Source organism: Arthrobacter sp. 210 2 (assembly GCF_059093025.1).
Map to the genome: position 1 here is coordinate 271,700 of NZ_JBNHIE010000002.1, position 12,851 is coordinate 284,550.

Sequence of the window (12,851 nt, forward strand, 5' to 3'; positions counted from 1 at the left end):
CGACGTCAAAGGAGACACACGATGAGCGCACTAGCTCTCCTGGCCATCGCAGTTGCGGGCGTCGCCCTGCTGCTCGTGGCCGTCATAAAGTTCAAGATCCCCGCCTTCCTTGCCCTGCTCGTGGTCAGCGTCTCCGTGGCGCTGGTGGCAGGCATCCCGCTGCCGGACGTCATCAAGACCGTTACAGAAGGCATGGGCGGCACCCTTGGGTCCGTCGCCATTTTGGTGGGCCTCGGCGCCATGCTGGGCAAGATGATCGAGATTTCCGGCGGCGCACAGTCACTGGCCGGCAAATTCACCCAGCTGCTCGGTCCCCGCCGCGTCATTGCCGCCCTGACCTCCGCAGCCTTCCTGCTGGCAATCCCGGTCTTCTTCGACGTCGGATTCATCATCCTGATCCCCATCATTTACGGTTTCGCCAAAGCTGCCGGGGTCAACCCGGTCAAGATCGGCCTGCCCGTCGGCGGCATCATGCTGGCCATCCATGTTGTTGTCCCGCCGCACCCCGGCGTTGTTGGCGGTGCTGGAATCCTCGGCGCAGACATCGGCTGGACCACCATCATCGGCCTCGCCCTCTGCATCCCCGTGGGCGTCCTGGGCTATTTCGTTGCCCGCAGGCTCAACCGCCGTGATTTCGCCATGCTGCCCGCCACGGCCGAGCAGTTCCGCCTCTTTGGTACCGGCACTTCACAGGTCGAGCAGGAAGCTGCCCAAGGCACGTCCAACGTCGCCGTCAAGAGCCAGGTCAAGACGGCTCCCAGCCCGACCATGATCATCACCCTCATTGTCCTTCCGATCCTCATGATCATGGTGGGCACGGTGGGCGCGGTGATCCTGCCCAAGGACAGCTTCGCTTCCCAGCTGGCCGCGTTCATCGGAGCGCCGCTGATTGCACTCCTCACCGCGCTGGGCCTGGCCTACTACTTCCTGGGCATCCGCCGCGGCTGGTCCTCCCAGCACACCGGTGAGGTCATGGACTCCGCGCTGGCTCCCACCGCCATCGTCATCCTCGTCACCGGTGCCGGCGGCGTCTTCGGCAAGGTCCTGACTGTATCCGGCATCGGCAAGGCCCTTGCAGAAGGCCTGCAGACTGCCGGCCTCCCGGTCATCGTGATGGCCTTTGTCCTGGCAGCCATCCTGCGGGCATCGCAGGGGTCTGCAACGGTGGCCATCATCACCACCTCCGGCTTGCTGGCAGCCTCCGTGGCGGACGGCGGCTTTTCGCCGTTCCAGACGGCACTCATCCTGGTGGCCATGGGCTTCGGCGCCTTTGGGCTCAGCCACGTCAATGACTCCGGCTTCTGGATCGTGACGCGCTTCCTCGGCTTGTCGGTGGCAGACGGACTCAAGACCTGGACTGTGCTCACCACCGTCCTGGGCCTGGCCGGGTTCGCGCTCACGTTCCTGGTCTGGATCGTTACCGGCGGACTCACCGTCTGATGCGCACCCGACTGGACCACCTCGTCACTTCCGCCCTGCAGCAGGGCTCAGCAGTCCCCGCCTTCACCTGCTACGACTTCACCACCGCCCTGGCCGTCGTGGGCGCTGCTGAGGAGTCGGGCCGCGGCGTCATCCTGCTGGTGGCGCCCAAAACCGCCGCCACCGCCAACGGCCTGCGGCTGATCGCCGCGCTCCGAGGCCTGGCGGATGCGGCGTCCGTGCCTGTGGCGGTCCAGCTGGACCATGCCTCGGACCTTGCAGTGATGGCCGACGCCGTCGCGGCAGGGGCGGATTCCGTCCTTGCCGACGGTTCCTCCCTTCCCTACGAGGACAACATTGCGCTGGTCCGGAAGGCCCGCGCACTGCTGGGCTCCGACGTCGTGCTTGAAGCGGAACTTGGCGGCCTGGCCGGTGACGAGGACCGCGCCTTTGGTGCGGATGAGGCCGGCGTGTCTGTGGCCGGCCTGACCGACTCTGCCCAGGTGGAAGACTTCGTGTCCCGCACCGGAGCTGAGCTCCTTGCCGTGGCCGTGGGCAATGTGCACGGCAAGTACAAGGGAGAGCCGCAGTTGCGGTGGGACGTGCTGCAGGACATCGCGGTGCGGACCCACATTCCCCTGGTGCTGCACGGCGCATCCGGCATTCCGGCGGAGGAACTGGTGAAGGCGGCGTCCATGAACGTGGGCAAGGTCAACTTCAACACCGAGCTCCGTGCCGGCGTGCTGGCCACCCTGCAGGAGCAGCTGCCGGCGCACCGCGCCGACGGCGAAAACCTGCAGGCGCTGCTGGGCCACTGGAACCGGTCTGCAGGAGGATTCGCCACGGCTGCGCTGGGCATGCTGACGCGCTGACGGACTGCGCTGCGGCTACCGTAAGGGCGCCATAAGGCAGGGAGGCTAGGATCAAGCAATGATCCTGGCCTCCCTCCTTTTTGCCTTCCTCGCTGCCGCCCTCCACGTTTTCATCTTCACCATGGAGTCCCTGACCTGGACCCGGCCGGCCACCTGGAAGCGCTTTGGGGTTGCCTCCCAGTCCGACGCCGAGACCACCAGGCCGCTCGCCTACAACCAGGGCTTCTACAACCTCTTCCTGGCCATCGGCGCCTTCATCGGCATCGGCTGTATCGCGCTGGCACCCGAAGGATCAACGCAGTCCATAGCCGGGCAGTCCACAGTGGGTTGGACGCTGATCTTCGCCAGTTGCGGCTCGATGGTCCTCGCCGCATTGGTCCTCGCCCTGACCGGCAAAAAGTACCTCCGCGCGGCCGTGACCCAGGGCGCCACGCCGCTCCTCGCCGTCGTCCTGGGCCTCCTCGCGGTGGTGCTGTAAGCATCGGCATGCACTTTTTTCGTAGCCCTAGTCTTGCTGCGCGGGCATTGCCAGCAGGATGAAGTAGTGCCAATGTCGAACCATGACCGAGAACACGATGTCCACCGAGGATAAGTTCACGCCGGATGTCACGCTGCGGCGCAATGATGCGCAGCACCGCTACGAACTGCTGGTGGGCGGCACGCTGGCCGTCCAGTCCTTCTTCGAGGACCTTCCCGGACACATCGACTTCATCCGCACGGAAACGGGGCCGGACTTCGAAGGCCGGGGCCTGGGAAAAGTCCTGGCGCACTTCGCCCTGGATGATGTGGTGGCCACCGGCAAACGCATCGTCCCGCATTGCCCGTTCATTGCCGGCTACCTGCGGAAGCACGAGGGGTACGAACAGTTCGTCGACTGGCCTGAGTGAGCACAAAGCCTTCCCGTCGTTAGAGGCCTGTCCCACCGGGTAATCCATCTGCAGGAAATCAAGCCGATGGCAGACCGGGAGGGACTATATGGTTCATGGGGAACTGTTCGACGTGGCAGTTATCGGCGGCGGCCCGGCGGGCCTGAGCGCGGGCGTCGCCCTGGCCAGGGCCTTGCGGTCCGTTGTGGTGATCGACGCCGGGGAACAGCGGAATCTGAAGGCCGAGGGAGTGCACGGTTTCCTCAGCCGCGAAGGCATGAGCCCGAGGGAGCTTGTTTCCGCGGGCCGGGAGGAGCTTGCCCGGTATGGCGGGACGGCCGTTGAGGGGTTCGTGACGTCAGCCAGCCGTGACGGCGGCAATTTTATCCTCAGCCTCAAGGACGGCTCCACCATGAGCGCCCGGCGCCTGCTGATCGCGTCCGGGATCACCGACGAACTGCCGGAGCTTCCGGGCGTGGCGGAACGCTGGGGACGGGACGTCCTCTATTGCCCGTATTGCCATGGCTGGGAAATCCGGAACCAGCGGATCGGCATCCTGGCATCGGACTCCAATGCCGCTCCTGAGGCGCTGACCTTCCGGCAGTGGAGCCCCGACGTCACGCTGTTCCTGAACGGCGCATTGTCCCTGAGCTTGGAAGAGGAAGAGCAGCTGCGTGCCCGGGATGTCCGCGTGGTGGACGGAAGGGTCCAACGGCTGGAGACCGGCAATGACAGGCTTGTGGGGGTGGTGCTCGACGGCGGTTCCGTTGTCCCGCTGGATGTGCTGGCCGTCAGTCCGGCAACCGTCAGCAAAGCGAGTATGCTCCAGCGCCTTGGGCTTGAACCGTGTGGCCTGGACGAGGGGGAGGGCACCTGCCTGGAGACGGATGAATCCGGGCTCACGTCCTGCCCCGGAGTGTGGGCTGCCGGTAATGCCACGGACGTCTCGGCCCAGGTGATGACGGCGGCGGCAGCCGGCCTGCGGGCCGCCGCCGCCATCAATGCTGATCTGGTTCTTGCTGATACACGGCAGGCCGTGCAGGAGGCCAGGGCCTACGCGCGGTAGCCGCAGCGCATTGGGAACGGCGGTAGCCGCACAGTCCGGGAACAGTGCCTGCAGCTGCCGGTAGTTCCAGTGCCAGTCAGCTGGCCAGGGCGTGACCGCCCGCCGCCGGGTTGAACGGGGTTGTAGTGAATTCGGTTGCGTTGAATTCGGTTGCGTTGAAGCAGGCGGCATCAGCTGCGGGATCATCGATGGTGAAGCCGCAGGCGCATCGGTAGGTCACGACGTTGCCGGCGGCGGCGCCTGCACCGAGGGGAACCACTCCTGTCCCGTCAACGTAGACAGGCTGCCGTACGGGCAGTTCGTTAGGATCAATGCGCTGCATCGGGGTGCGGCAATGCATCCGCGAATTCAGGGTGAACAGAAGCCCCACGTCTACGGGCCCGTTGGTTCCGACGGGAGCCAGTGCTCCCTCTGTGCGTTCCCCAAACGCCGTCAAGTGATCTTCTGTAACGCTGGTCATGATGTTCATCCTTGGGCTTCTTCACGAAGCTGCCGGCGTTGGCAGCTCCGCCGCGAACTGCTTGCGGAGGTTCATTTACCCCAATACCTAAGCATGCTTACTAATCGTCACGCAAATCAGCTTGTGGTCCAGGGCACACCCCGCGTCAGCGGATCCGGTGTCACGCCGAATGGGTTTTGGCGACGTGTCTTGCGGGTGGCTGCGTAGGCTGCTTCACCTATCCGCGCCGCTTCTGCCACTGCAGCGCGTGCCAGAACAGCAGGCACAAAAGTGCTGCGATTCCGAGGAGAATAGCGTAGGGCGCGTTGGTCAGGACCAGGAACGACACGGGCACCTGCCCGTTCGGGGAGAGCTGGTTGCCCATGCCGTAGAAGAAGGCCGCAGCGCCACCGGCAATGAGCCCAATGGCAAACAGCCACAGCACCACAATGAACGGATTCACGGCCGCCCACGCGCCAGGCGTCCAGGCAGGAGCCTCTGTTGCCCCGGTTTCATGCGGCAGCGGGTTCCCGTCGCGGTCCACTTCCCGGAATCCGGTGGCTCCGGATGGCGGCTGATCCATGCTTCCCCCCTTGCATTTCAGCGTTCCGGCCAAGCTGCCGGAAACCCCAGCCTAGCCGAGAGTCTTCCGGCCTTGGGCAGTCGCGGGGTGAAGGGCATTTTGCAGCAGAACGCTTCCGCCCGCCAGTCAATGACCTCTTTGGGACTTCAAAAACCCCGGGTTTCTGCGGCTCCAGCGAAATACAACACAAAAGTTTGATTAAAAGGTTCGCCTAAGTAAGGCTTGCCTTTGCAATCCAAGAAAAACCGCTGACCGAAGGATGACCAGTGTCGCTGATGCCCCGCCTTGACGAGTTACACGTGCATGACCCGCACACCAGCGAAGTCCATGCCAAACAGGATCCGCCGGGGCAGGATTTCGGCTCGCGGGTGGAGCTCGCATTGGGGGCAACCAACCATCTCTTCAACGCCAGGAACTCACCCCGCTACGTGGCGCAGGTGCTGCAGGGCGTCACCGCAGTGGCAACCAAGCTGGAACGGACCACCCGGCCCTTTACCGGCGTCGGGCCTTCCGAGATGAAGGCGCGCGTCGGCGCCGTGGACCTGGACACCCCGCTGCCGGACACGGCGGCCGCGCTGCAGGAACTCGAAACCGTTTATCTGCGGGACGCCATCTACTTCCATGACGCAAAGTACGCAGCCCACCTGAACTGCCCCGTGGTAATCCCCGCACTGGTGGGAGAGGCCATCCTGTCCGCCGTGAACTCCTCCCTGGACACCTGGGACCAGAGCGCCGGGGCCACCATGATCGAACGGCGCCTCATCGACTGGGCAGCAGAGCGGCTGCACCTCGGTGACAACGCGGACGGCATCTTCACGTCCGGCGGCAGCCAGTCCAACCTCCAGGCCCTGCTGATCGCGCGCAACCACGCCGTAGCCGGCCTCCGCCGGGACCCCGCCCGCAGCGGGCTCCGCCTTCCGGCCCTGCTGGATACGCTGCGGATCTTCACCTCCGAGGACAGCCACTTCAGCATCCAGAAGTCTGCCTCCATGCTGGGCCTCGGCTTCGACGCCGTCATCACCGTTCCCTGCACGCCCGACCACCGGATGGACCCGGCCGCGCTCGCTGAGGCCATGGCGTCAGCCAGGGATGCCGGCCTGACACCGATGGCCGTAGTTGCAACCGCCGGAACCACCGATTTCGGCGCCGTGGATCCGCTCGCCGAACTCGCCGCATTGGCCCGTGCCTACAGGGCCTGGTTCCACATCGACGCCGCATACGGCGGCGGGCTGATGGTCTCCGGGCGCTACCGCCACCTGCTGGACGGAACCCGCCTGGCGGACTCAGTCACCGTTGACTTCCACAAGACCTTCTTCCAGCCGGTGAGCTCAAGCGCCCTCCTGGTCCGCGAGTCTGCCATGCTGCGCCACATCACTTACTACGCCGATTACCTGAACCCGGAAAGCGCGGCACTGGCGGACATCCCCAACCAGGTGGACAAGAGCATCCAGACCACCCGCCGGTTCGACGCCCTGAAACTGTGGCTCACCCTGCGGATCATGGGTGCCGACGCCATCGGCGCGCTGTTTGACGAGGCGATCGACCTCGCCGCCCGCGTCGGCTCGCTCCTGGCTGCCGACGACGACTTCGAACTTGCCGCTGCACCCCAGCTGAGCACCCTGGTGTTCAGGTACCGTCCCGTCGTCGACGGCGTCCGGCTCCCGGAAGATACCGCCGACGTCCTCAACCCGGCCATCCGTGCCGCCGTTTTCGCCTCCGGTGAGGCCGTGGTGGCCGGCACCAAGGTGGGCGGCCGCCACTACCTGAAGTTCACCCTCCTCAACGCCGAGGCCACCCTCGAGGACATCGCCGAGATCATCGGGCTCCTGCGCCGCACCGGCGCGGACCTGCTGCAGAGCGAGGTGTCCGCATGACCCGCATACACGACTTCGCTGCCATCGGCGCCGGGCCCTTCAACCTGGGCCTCGCCGCGCTCACCGAACCGCTGGAGGACGTGGACGGCATCTTCCTGGAACAGCGGGCGTCCTTTGACTGGCACCCCGGAATGATGCTGGAACCCGCCCACCTTCAGGTCCCGTTCATGGCGGACCTGGTCACCCTGGCAGACCCCACCTCGCCCTACTCGTTCCTGAACTTCCTGAAGCAGACAGGGCGCCTGTACCGCTTCTATATCCGGGAGAACTTCTACCCCCTGCGGGCTGAGTACAACCAGTACTGCCAGTGGGTGGCCGGCCAGCTGCCGTCCGTCCGTTTTGGCACGGCTGTGCTGGATGTAACGTACGACGCCGGCGTGTACCGGCTGGCTGTCTCCGGTCCGGACGGGCCGGAGGTGCTTTTGGCGCGGCGGCTGGTGCTGGGCACCGGCACATCCCCCTATGTTCCGGAAGCGGCTGCCGGAATCGTTGCCGACGCAGCGGCAGGGCGCGGGGGAGTGGTCCTGCACAACGCCGACTACCTGGCGCGGAAGGCCGAACTCCAGCAGCAGCGCAGCATCACCATCCTGGGCAGCGGCCAAAGCGCGGCCGAGATCTACTACGAGCTCCTGCAGGAGGCCGACGCCCACGGTTACCAGCTCAACTGGGTCACCCGCTCGGGCCGGTTCTTCCCGCTGGAATACACCAAACTGACCCTCGAATTGACGTCCCCCGAGTACGTGGACTACTTCCATGGCCTCCCGCAGCACCAGCGCGACCACCTCAACAAGACGCAGAAGAACCTCTACAAGGGGATCAACTCCGATCTCATCGACGCCATCTACGACCTGCTCTACACCAAGAGCCTTTCCGGCATGGTGGACACCCAACTGTTGACCCACTCCACCCTTACAGCAGCACAATGGGACGCAACGGCTGGAACCCACATCCTGCACCTCCACCACGGCGAACAGGGCAGCTCCTACACCCTTGACAGTGAAGCGGTCGTCCTGGCCACGGGCTACGGCTACCGGGAGCCCGGGTTCCTGGCCGGCGTGCAGGACCGGATCTCCCGGGACAGCGCCGGACGGTTCGCCGTGGACCGGAACTACAGCACGGGTGTCGAACCCGGCGAGATCTTCGTCCAGAACGCCGAGCTGCACACCCACGGCTTCGTCACCCCGGACCTGGGCATGGGCGCATACCGCAACTCCTGCATCCTCCGGGAGATCACCGGCCGCGAGGTCTACCCGGTGGAGCAGAGCATCGCGTTCCAGCAGTTCGGATCACCTACGGGTATTGGCGCCCGGGCGGACGTGGGGACAAGCGCGGACGTGGGGACAAGCGCGGACGTTAGCGTTGCGGCAGGGGTGTCCGCATGAGGTTCACGTTCCGCTGCCTTGACGCGAAGGCCGACGCACCGCTCCTGCACAGCTGGGTGACCCAGCCGTACGCCTCGTTCTGGGGAATGCTCTCCGCCGGCGTGGAGGATGTGGTGGAGGAATACGCCAGGATCCAGGCCAGCGGGCACCATCACGCCCTGCTGGGGCTCGACGGCGGCGTCCCCGCCTTCCTGATGGAGGAGTACCTTCCGGAGTCCTCGCCGCTGGCAGGCCTGTACGCCGTCCAGCCCGGCGACGTGGGCATGCACCTGCTGGTGGCGCCGCCGTCGGAAGGCCCGGAACCCGGGTACACCACGGCGGTGATGGACGCCGTCCTGGACCACCTGTTCGCCAGGCCGGAGGTGCAGCGCGTCGTGGTGGAACCGGATGCGCGGAACACCAAAATCCACGCGCTAAATGAACGGCTTGGATTCCAGCCCGCAGGCATAGTCACCCTGCCGGACAAGGACGCCCTGCTGAGCTTCTGCAGCCGCTCCGACTACCTGGCCGCCCGCGCCGCACTCGACACTCTGTCCACACCCGTCCCGCAGGGAGCTGCATTGTGACCGTCCATCTCGATTCCGCCGTGTCCGCCCTTGCCGCGGGCCCTGCCACCGCCGGCACTGCCAATGCCGCACCCCACCTCGCCGGAGACCGGTGGGACCAGGCCAACCGGCACCTGCTCCGTAAGGCACTCGCCGAGTTCTCGCACGAACGGATCATCGCTCCGGACCTCCTGAGCGGTGAACCGGGGGACAAGGGGACCGGCAGCTACCGGCTCCGCAGCGACGACGGCTCGCACGAGTACCGCTTCTGCGCCCGGATCCTGGAACTTGACCACTGGTCCATCGACGCCGGCTCCATGCGGTGCTTCCGGGACGGCACCGAAGCGCCGCTGGACGTGCTGGAGTTCATCACGGCGTTCCACACCACCCTGGGCATCAACGTCCAGATGCTCCCGGTCTACCTGGAGGAGATCAGCAGCACCCTGGCCAGCCACGCCTACAAGCAGTGGGCCGGGCAGCCGTCCGCCGCCGAACTCGCGGCCGGCGTCACGGGCGGGCGCGATGCCGCCGCCGACTTCCAGGCCATCGAACGCAGCATGACCGAGGGCCACCCCTGCTTCGTGGCCAACAACGGCCGGCTGGGCTTCGGCATCAGCGACTACCATGCGTTTGCCCCGGAGACCGGCGCCCCGGTCCGGCTGCAGTGGATCGCCGTCCACCGCAGCCACGCCGTGTTCACCTCAAGTGCAGGGCTGGACTACCAGGCGCATCTGGACGCCGAACTCGGCCCGCTGGCCGGCCACTTCACCAACGAACTGCAGCTCCAGGGCCTGGACCCCGAGCAGTACTTCTTTATGCCCGTCCACCCGTGGCAGTGGGAGAACAAGCTGACGGTCACGTTCGCGGCTGAAATCGCCCGCCGGCGCATCGTGTACCTGGGCGCCGGGACGGACGTGTACCAGGCCCAGCAGTCCATCCGCACCTTCTTCAACACAAGCGCCCCGGCCCGGAACTACGTCAAAACCGCCATGTCCGTCCTGAACATGGGGTTCATGCGCGGGCTGTCGCCGCAGTACATGAAGGCAACACCGGCCATCAACGACTGGCTGCGCACCCTGATCGAGGATGACGGGGCGCTGCAGCAGCGCGGATTCACCATGATCGGCGAAATCGCCGCCCTCGGCTACCACAACGGGTACTACGAGGCGGGGTCAGCGCCCGGTTCCCCCTACCGCAAGATGCTCTCTGCCCTGTGGCGGGAAAGCCCCCTGCCGCTGCTGCGGGACGGGCAGCAGCTGGCCACCATGGCCTCCCTCCTGCATGCCGATGCGGCGGGCAAACCGATGGTTTCCGCGCTGATCCGGCGCTCCGGGCTGGCGCCGGCGGACTGGCTGCGCCGCTACTTCGAGGCCTATCTCGTTCCGCTGGTGCACTGCCTCTACCGGTACGAGCTGGCGTTTATGCCGCACGGCGAGAACGTCATCCTGGTCCTCGAGGACGGCGTTCCCGTCCAGGCCATCATGAAGGACATCGCCGAGGAGATCGTGGTCATGGGGGACCGGCTGGACCTTCCCGAGGAGGTGTCCCGGATCCGGGCTGCCATCCCGGACGGGGAAAAGGTGCTGGCCATCTTCACGGACATCTTCGACTGCATCTTCCGCTTCCTCGCAGCACTCCTGGAAGAGGACGGGATCCTGGGCCAGGAGGAGTTCTGGCGGACGGCAGCAGCGGCCATCAGGGACTATCAGGGCCAGCACCCGGAACTGGCGGACCAGTTCGCCCGCCACGACCTGTTCGCCCCGGACTTCGAACTGTCCTGCCTCAACCGGCTCCAGCTCCGCAACAACCAGCAGATGCTGGATCTCGCGGATCCCTCGGGCGGGCTGCAGATGGCCGGGCGCCTGGCCAACCCGCTGGCGAAGTTCGCCGGGCGGTAAGAGCCGGGAACATCCGCCGGAGGTCAAAGTGGCTAGGCTGGCAGCATGATGCCAACCACTTCCCGAACAACCGCACTCGTCACCGGGGCCAGCGCGGGGCTGGGCGCCGAGTTCGCCCGCCAGCTCGCTGCCCAGGGCACCAACCTGGTCCTGGTGGCGCGGAACCGGGCCCGCCTTGAACATACGGCGGCGGACCTGGAACGGCGCTACGGAATCATGGCTGAGATGCTTCCCGCGGACCTGACCGACGACGCCGGCGTGACCGCCGTCGTCGGACGCCTGTCCGATGCGCAGCGGCCGGTGGGCATCCTGGTGAACAACGCGGGGATCGGGCTGCTTCACAACTTCGAGGACAACTCCATCACCGAGGAGAAAAAGCACCTGAAGCTGCACGGCGAAACGGCCATGGTGCTCACGCACGCTGCCCTCAAAGGCATGCTGGAGCGCGGCGAGGGCCGGATCATCAACGTGGCCAGCATTGCCGCGTTCCTGCCCCGGGGCACGTACTCGGCGGCAAAGGCGTGGCTGGTGAGCTTCAGCCGGTGGGCCAACCTCGCCTACCGCAAGCAGGGCATCAAGGTCACGGCGGTGTGCCCCGGCTTCACCCACACCGAGTTCCACGACCGGATGGGCATGGACAAATCCGTGGCGCCGTCGTGGGCCTGGCTGCACGCCGGCCGTGTGGTCCGCGAAGGCCTTGCCGACAACGAACGCGGACGGGCGGTGTCCATCCCGTCCAAGCGGTACAAGGTGGTGGCCGCGGTGGCGCGCGTAGCTCCCGCCAAGCTAGTGGCGGGGCCTCCCCGCACGCCCAAATAAGGGGAGGCGCCCCAACAGGGGAGCCCGTCCCAGCAGGGCCGCAGGGCTCCGCGACCCCGCCCGCCGCACGGCCACCACCACCAGGATTCCCACCAGGGCGCCCACCAGCGTTTCCACGCCACGCTCCAGGATCAGGAGGGCAGGGTCGATGGGTGCGGCAAGCTGTGTCATCAGCAGGATGACGGGTGTGAAAGAGACCATGGCAAAGCCGTAATGGCGGGCCATGAACAGCTCAGTGGTGAACTGGAACAGGATCACCAGCAGCGCCAGCAGGATGGCCTGCTGCCCGGGGAAAAGCCCAGTGAGGGTCCATGGCTCAGGGAGAATGACGACGGCGGTGACCGCCAGCCCCACGAAGGTCCCCACGATGCGGTGGACGCCGCGGCGGACGCTGCTGGGGAGGTCTGCCCCGGCCAGCGGGACGGCAGCCGCCGCCATGGCCCAGTGCGGGTGGCCGCTGCCGCTGAGCACGCCCAGCGAACCCGCAGCCCCTACCGCCAGCACATACCTGACGGCGTGCAGCATCACGTCCCGGCGCCCGGCCGAACCCGGATTCCTCGCCGCGCCGCGCTGCCAGGACCGCCGGCGCAGCCAGCCGCTGAAACCCACCGCCACGGAGAACGCGGCACTGCCTGCGGCAATCAGCATGGCCACGTACCAGGGAACCACCGTGGGGACGGAGGCGCAGGCGCCCAGCGCGAGGATGCCGAAGAACGGGCCGTTGGGCTTGAGCCGCACCCGGTCGGAATACACGGATCCCACCCCGGCAAGCACGGCTTCAACAGCCACCAGCCACCAGGAGTGAAGATGGTTGACGGACAGGAACACGCCCACGCCTACGCCGGACAGGAGCACCAGTGCGGCCTGGGCCTGGTGGCGGAGCCGCAGTTGATGCTGCTCGTTCCGCCCGTACATACCCGTAAGTGCCCCGAACACGGCATAGATGATGAGGTCCGGCCGGCCGGCAACCAGAAGCAGCAGCGAAGGGACTGCCACGCTGGCGGCCACCCGGAGCGCCGCGAGGTGGTCATTGTTGGCAGGCTCCAGCCGGTGGAGGGCGCGGACCTGCTCAACCACCCGTTTCATCC

At 66.3% G+C, this 12,851-nt stretch carries 13 protein-coding genes; 10 read left to right on the forward strand and 3 right to left on the reverse strand.

Annotated elements, in window-relative coordinates; genetic code table 11:
• Positions 1-21: 21 nt before the first annotated feature.
• The 5 genes from AC5RWA_RS05650 (at position 22) to AC5RWA_RS05670 (ending at position 4,223) form a co-directional block, all read left to right on the forward strand.
• A complete protein-coding gene (locus AC5RWA_RS05650; protein WP_079598639.1) occupies positions 22-1,440 on the forward strand; it encodes a GntP family transporter in 1,419 nt (472 codons plus the stop codon).
• On the forward strand, positions 1,440-2,291 hold the full coding sequence (locus AC5RWA_RS05655) for a class II fructose-bisphosphate aldolase (RefSeq protein ID WP_494056871.1): 852 nt from the start codon (positions 1,440-1,442) through the stop codon (positions 2,289-2,291). The genes AC5RWA_RS05650 and AC5RWA_RS05655 overlap by 1 nt, the downstream gene beginning before the upstream one ends.
• A 58-nt stretch (positions 2,292-2,349) precedes the next feature.
• Complete coding sequence (locus AC5RWA_RS05660) at positions 2,350-2,769, forward strand: DUF1304 domain-containing protein (RefSeq protein WP_494056872.1); 420 nt, start codon at positions 2,350-2,352, stop codon at positions 2,767-2,769.
• An 82-nt stretch (positions 2,770-2,851) separates the two neighbouring features.
• The gene (locus AC5RWA_RS05665; protein ID WP_115524074.1) at positions 2,852-3,178 is read left to right on the forward strand and encodes a GNAT family N-acetyltransferase; all 327 of its coding nucleotides are present in this window, start codon (positions 2,852-2,854) and stop codon (positions 3,176-3,178) included.
• 88 nt (positions 3,179-3,266) lie between these two features.
• A complete protein-coding gene (locus AC5RWA_RS05670; protein ID WP_494056873.1) occupies positions 3,267-4,223 on the forward strand; it encodes an NAD(P)/FAD-dependent oxidoreductase in 957 nt (318 codons plus the stop codon).
• Positions 4,224-4,299: 76 nt separating this feature from the next.
• Here AC5RWA_RS05670 and AC5RWA_RS05675 read toward each other — a convergent pair whose 3' ends face one another.
• Together AC5RWA_RS05675 and AC5RWA_RS05680 are read right to left on the reverse strand one after the other, a co-directional pair.
• Complete coding sequence (locus AC5RWA_RS05675) at positions 4,300-4,683, reverse strand: hypothetical protein (RefSeq protein ID WP_494056874.1); 384 nt, start codon at positions 4,681-4,683, stop codon at positions 4,300-4,302.
• A gap of 217 nt (positions 4,684-4,900) precedes the next feature.
• Complete coding sequence (locus tag AC5RWA_RS05680) at positions 4,901-5,245, reverse strand: hypothetical protein (RefSeq protein ID WP_494056875.1); 345 nt, start codon at positions 5,243-5,245, stop codon at positions 4,901-4,903.
• Between the two features lie 275 nt (positions 5,246-5,520).
• On the opposite strand from AC5RWA_RS05680, the gene AC5RWA_RS05685 reads away from it, so the two are divergent.
• From AC5RWA_RS05685 to AC5RWA_RS05705, 5 genes are read left to right on the forward strand one after another with little or no spacing between them, the layout of a single operon-like run.
• The gene (locus AC5RWA_RS05685; protein ID WP_494057074.1) at positions 5,521-7,119 is read left to right on the forward strand and encodes a pyridoxal phosphate-dependent decarboxylase family protein; all 1,599 of its coding nucleotides are present in this window, start codon (positions 5,521-5,523) and stop codon (positions 7,117-7,119) included.
• A complete protein-coding gene (locus tag AC5RWA_RS05690; RefSeq protein WP_494056876.1) occupies positions 7,116-8,501 on the forward strand; it encodes a lysine N(6)-hydroxylase/L-ornithine N(5)-oxygenase family protein in 1,386 nt (461 codons plus the stop codon). The genes AC5RWA_RS05685 and AC5RWA_RS05690 overlap by 4 nt, the downstream gene beginning before the upstream one ends.
• The gene (locus AC5RWA_RS05695) at positions 8,498-9,067 is read left to right on the forward strand and encodes a GNAT family N-acetyltransferase (RefSeq protein WP_494056877.1); all 570 of its coding nucleotides are present in this window, start codon (positions 8,498-8,500) and stop codon (positions 9,065-9,067) included. Before AC5RWA_RS05690 ends, AC5RWA_RS05695 begins: the two co-directional genes overlap by 4 nt.
• A complete protein-coding gene (locus tag AC5RWA_RS05700) occupies positions 9,064-10,944 on the forward strand; it encodes an IucA/IucC family protein (protein WP_494056878.1) in 1,881 nt (626 codons plus the stop codon). Before AC5RWA_RS05695 ends, AC5RWA_RS05700 begins: the two co-directional genes overlap by 4 nt.
• A 45-nt stretch (positions 10,945-10,989) precedes the next feature.
• Complete coding sequence (locus AC5RWA_RS05705; RefSeq protein ID WP_494056879.1) at positions 10,990-11,763, forward strand: SDR family NAD(P)-dependent oxidoreductase; 774 nt, start codon at positions 10,990-10,992, stop codon at positions 11,761-11,763.
• On the opposite strand, the gene AC5RWA_RS05710 is transcribed toward AC5RWA_RS05705, so the two are convergent.
• Complete coding sequence (locus AC5RWA_RS05710) at positions 11,731-12,849, reverse strand: FUSC family protein (protein WP_494056880.1); 1,119 nt, start codon at positions 12,847-12,849, stop codon at positions 11,731-11,733. The two genes, AC5RWA_RS05705 and AC5RWA_RS05710, sit on opposite strands and share 33 nt — an antisense overlap.
• Positions 12,850-12,851: the final 2 nt, after the last annotated feature.

What these genes read in the sequence shown, in the direction of transcription:
- AC5RWA_RS05650 (WP_079598639.1), top strand. Translation starts at nt 22, where the DNA reads ATGAGCGCACTAGCTCTCCTGGCCATCGCAGTTGCGGGCGTCGCCCTG.
- AC5RWA_RS05655 (WP_494056871.1), top strand. Translation starts at nt 1,440, where the DNA reads ATGCGCACCCGACTGGACCACCTCGTCACTTCCGCCCTGCAGCAGGGC.
- AC5RWA_RS05660 (WP_494056872.1), top strand. Translation starts at nt 2,350, where the DNA reads ATGATCCTGGCCTCCCTCCTTTTTGCCTTCCTCGCTGCCGCCCTCCAC.
- AC5RWA_RS05665 (WP_115524074.1), top strand. Translation starts at nt 2,852, where the DNA reads ATGACCGAGAACACGATGTCCACCGAGGATAAGTTCACGCCGGATGTC.
- AC5RWA_RS05670 (WP_494056873.1), top strand. Translation starts at nt 3,267, where the DNA reads ATGGTTCATGGGGAACTGTTCGACGTGGCAGTTATCGGCGGCGGCCCG.
- AC5RWA_RS05675 (WP_494056874.1), bottom strand. Translation starts at nt 4,683, where the DNA reads ATGACCAGCGTTACAGAAGATCACTTGACGGCGTTTGGGGAACGCACA.
- AC5RWA_RS05680 (WP_494056875.1), bottom strand. Translation starts at nt 5,245, where the DNA reads ATGGATCAGCCGCCATCCGGAGCCACCGGATTCCGGGAAGTGGACCGC.
- AC5RWA_RS05685 (WP_494057074.1), top strand. Translation starts at nt 5,521, where the DNA reads ATGCCCCGCCTTGACGAGTTACACGTGCATGACCCGCACACCAGCGAA.
- AC5RWA_RS05690 (WP_494056876.1), top strand. Translation starts at nt 7,116, where the DNA reads ATGACCCGCATACACGACTTCGCTGCCATCGGCGCCGGGCCCTTCAAC.
- AC5RWA_RS05695 (WP_494056877.1), top strand. Translation starts at nt 8,498, where the DNA reads ATGAGGTTCACGTTCCGCTGCCTTGACGCGAAGGCCGACGCACCGCTC.
- AC5RWA_RS05705 (WP_494056879.1), top strand. Translation starts at nt 10,990, where the DNA reads ATGATGCCAACCACTTCCCGAACAACCGCACTCGTCACCGGGGCCAGC.
- AC5RWA_RS05710 (WP_494056880.1), bottom strand. Translation starts at nt 12,849, where the DNA reads ATGAAACGGGTGGTTGAGCAGGTCCGCGCCCTCCACCGGCTGGAGCCT.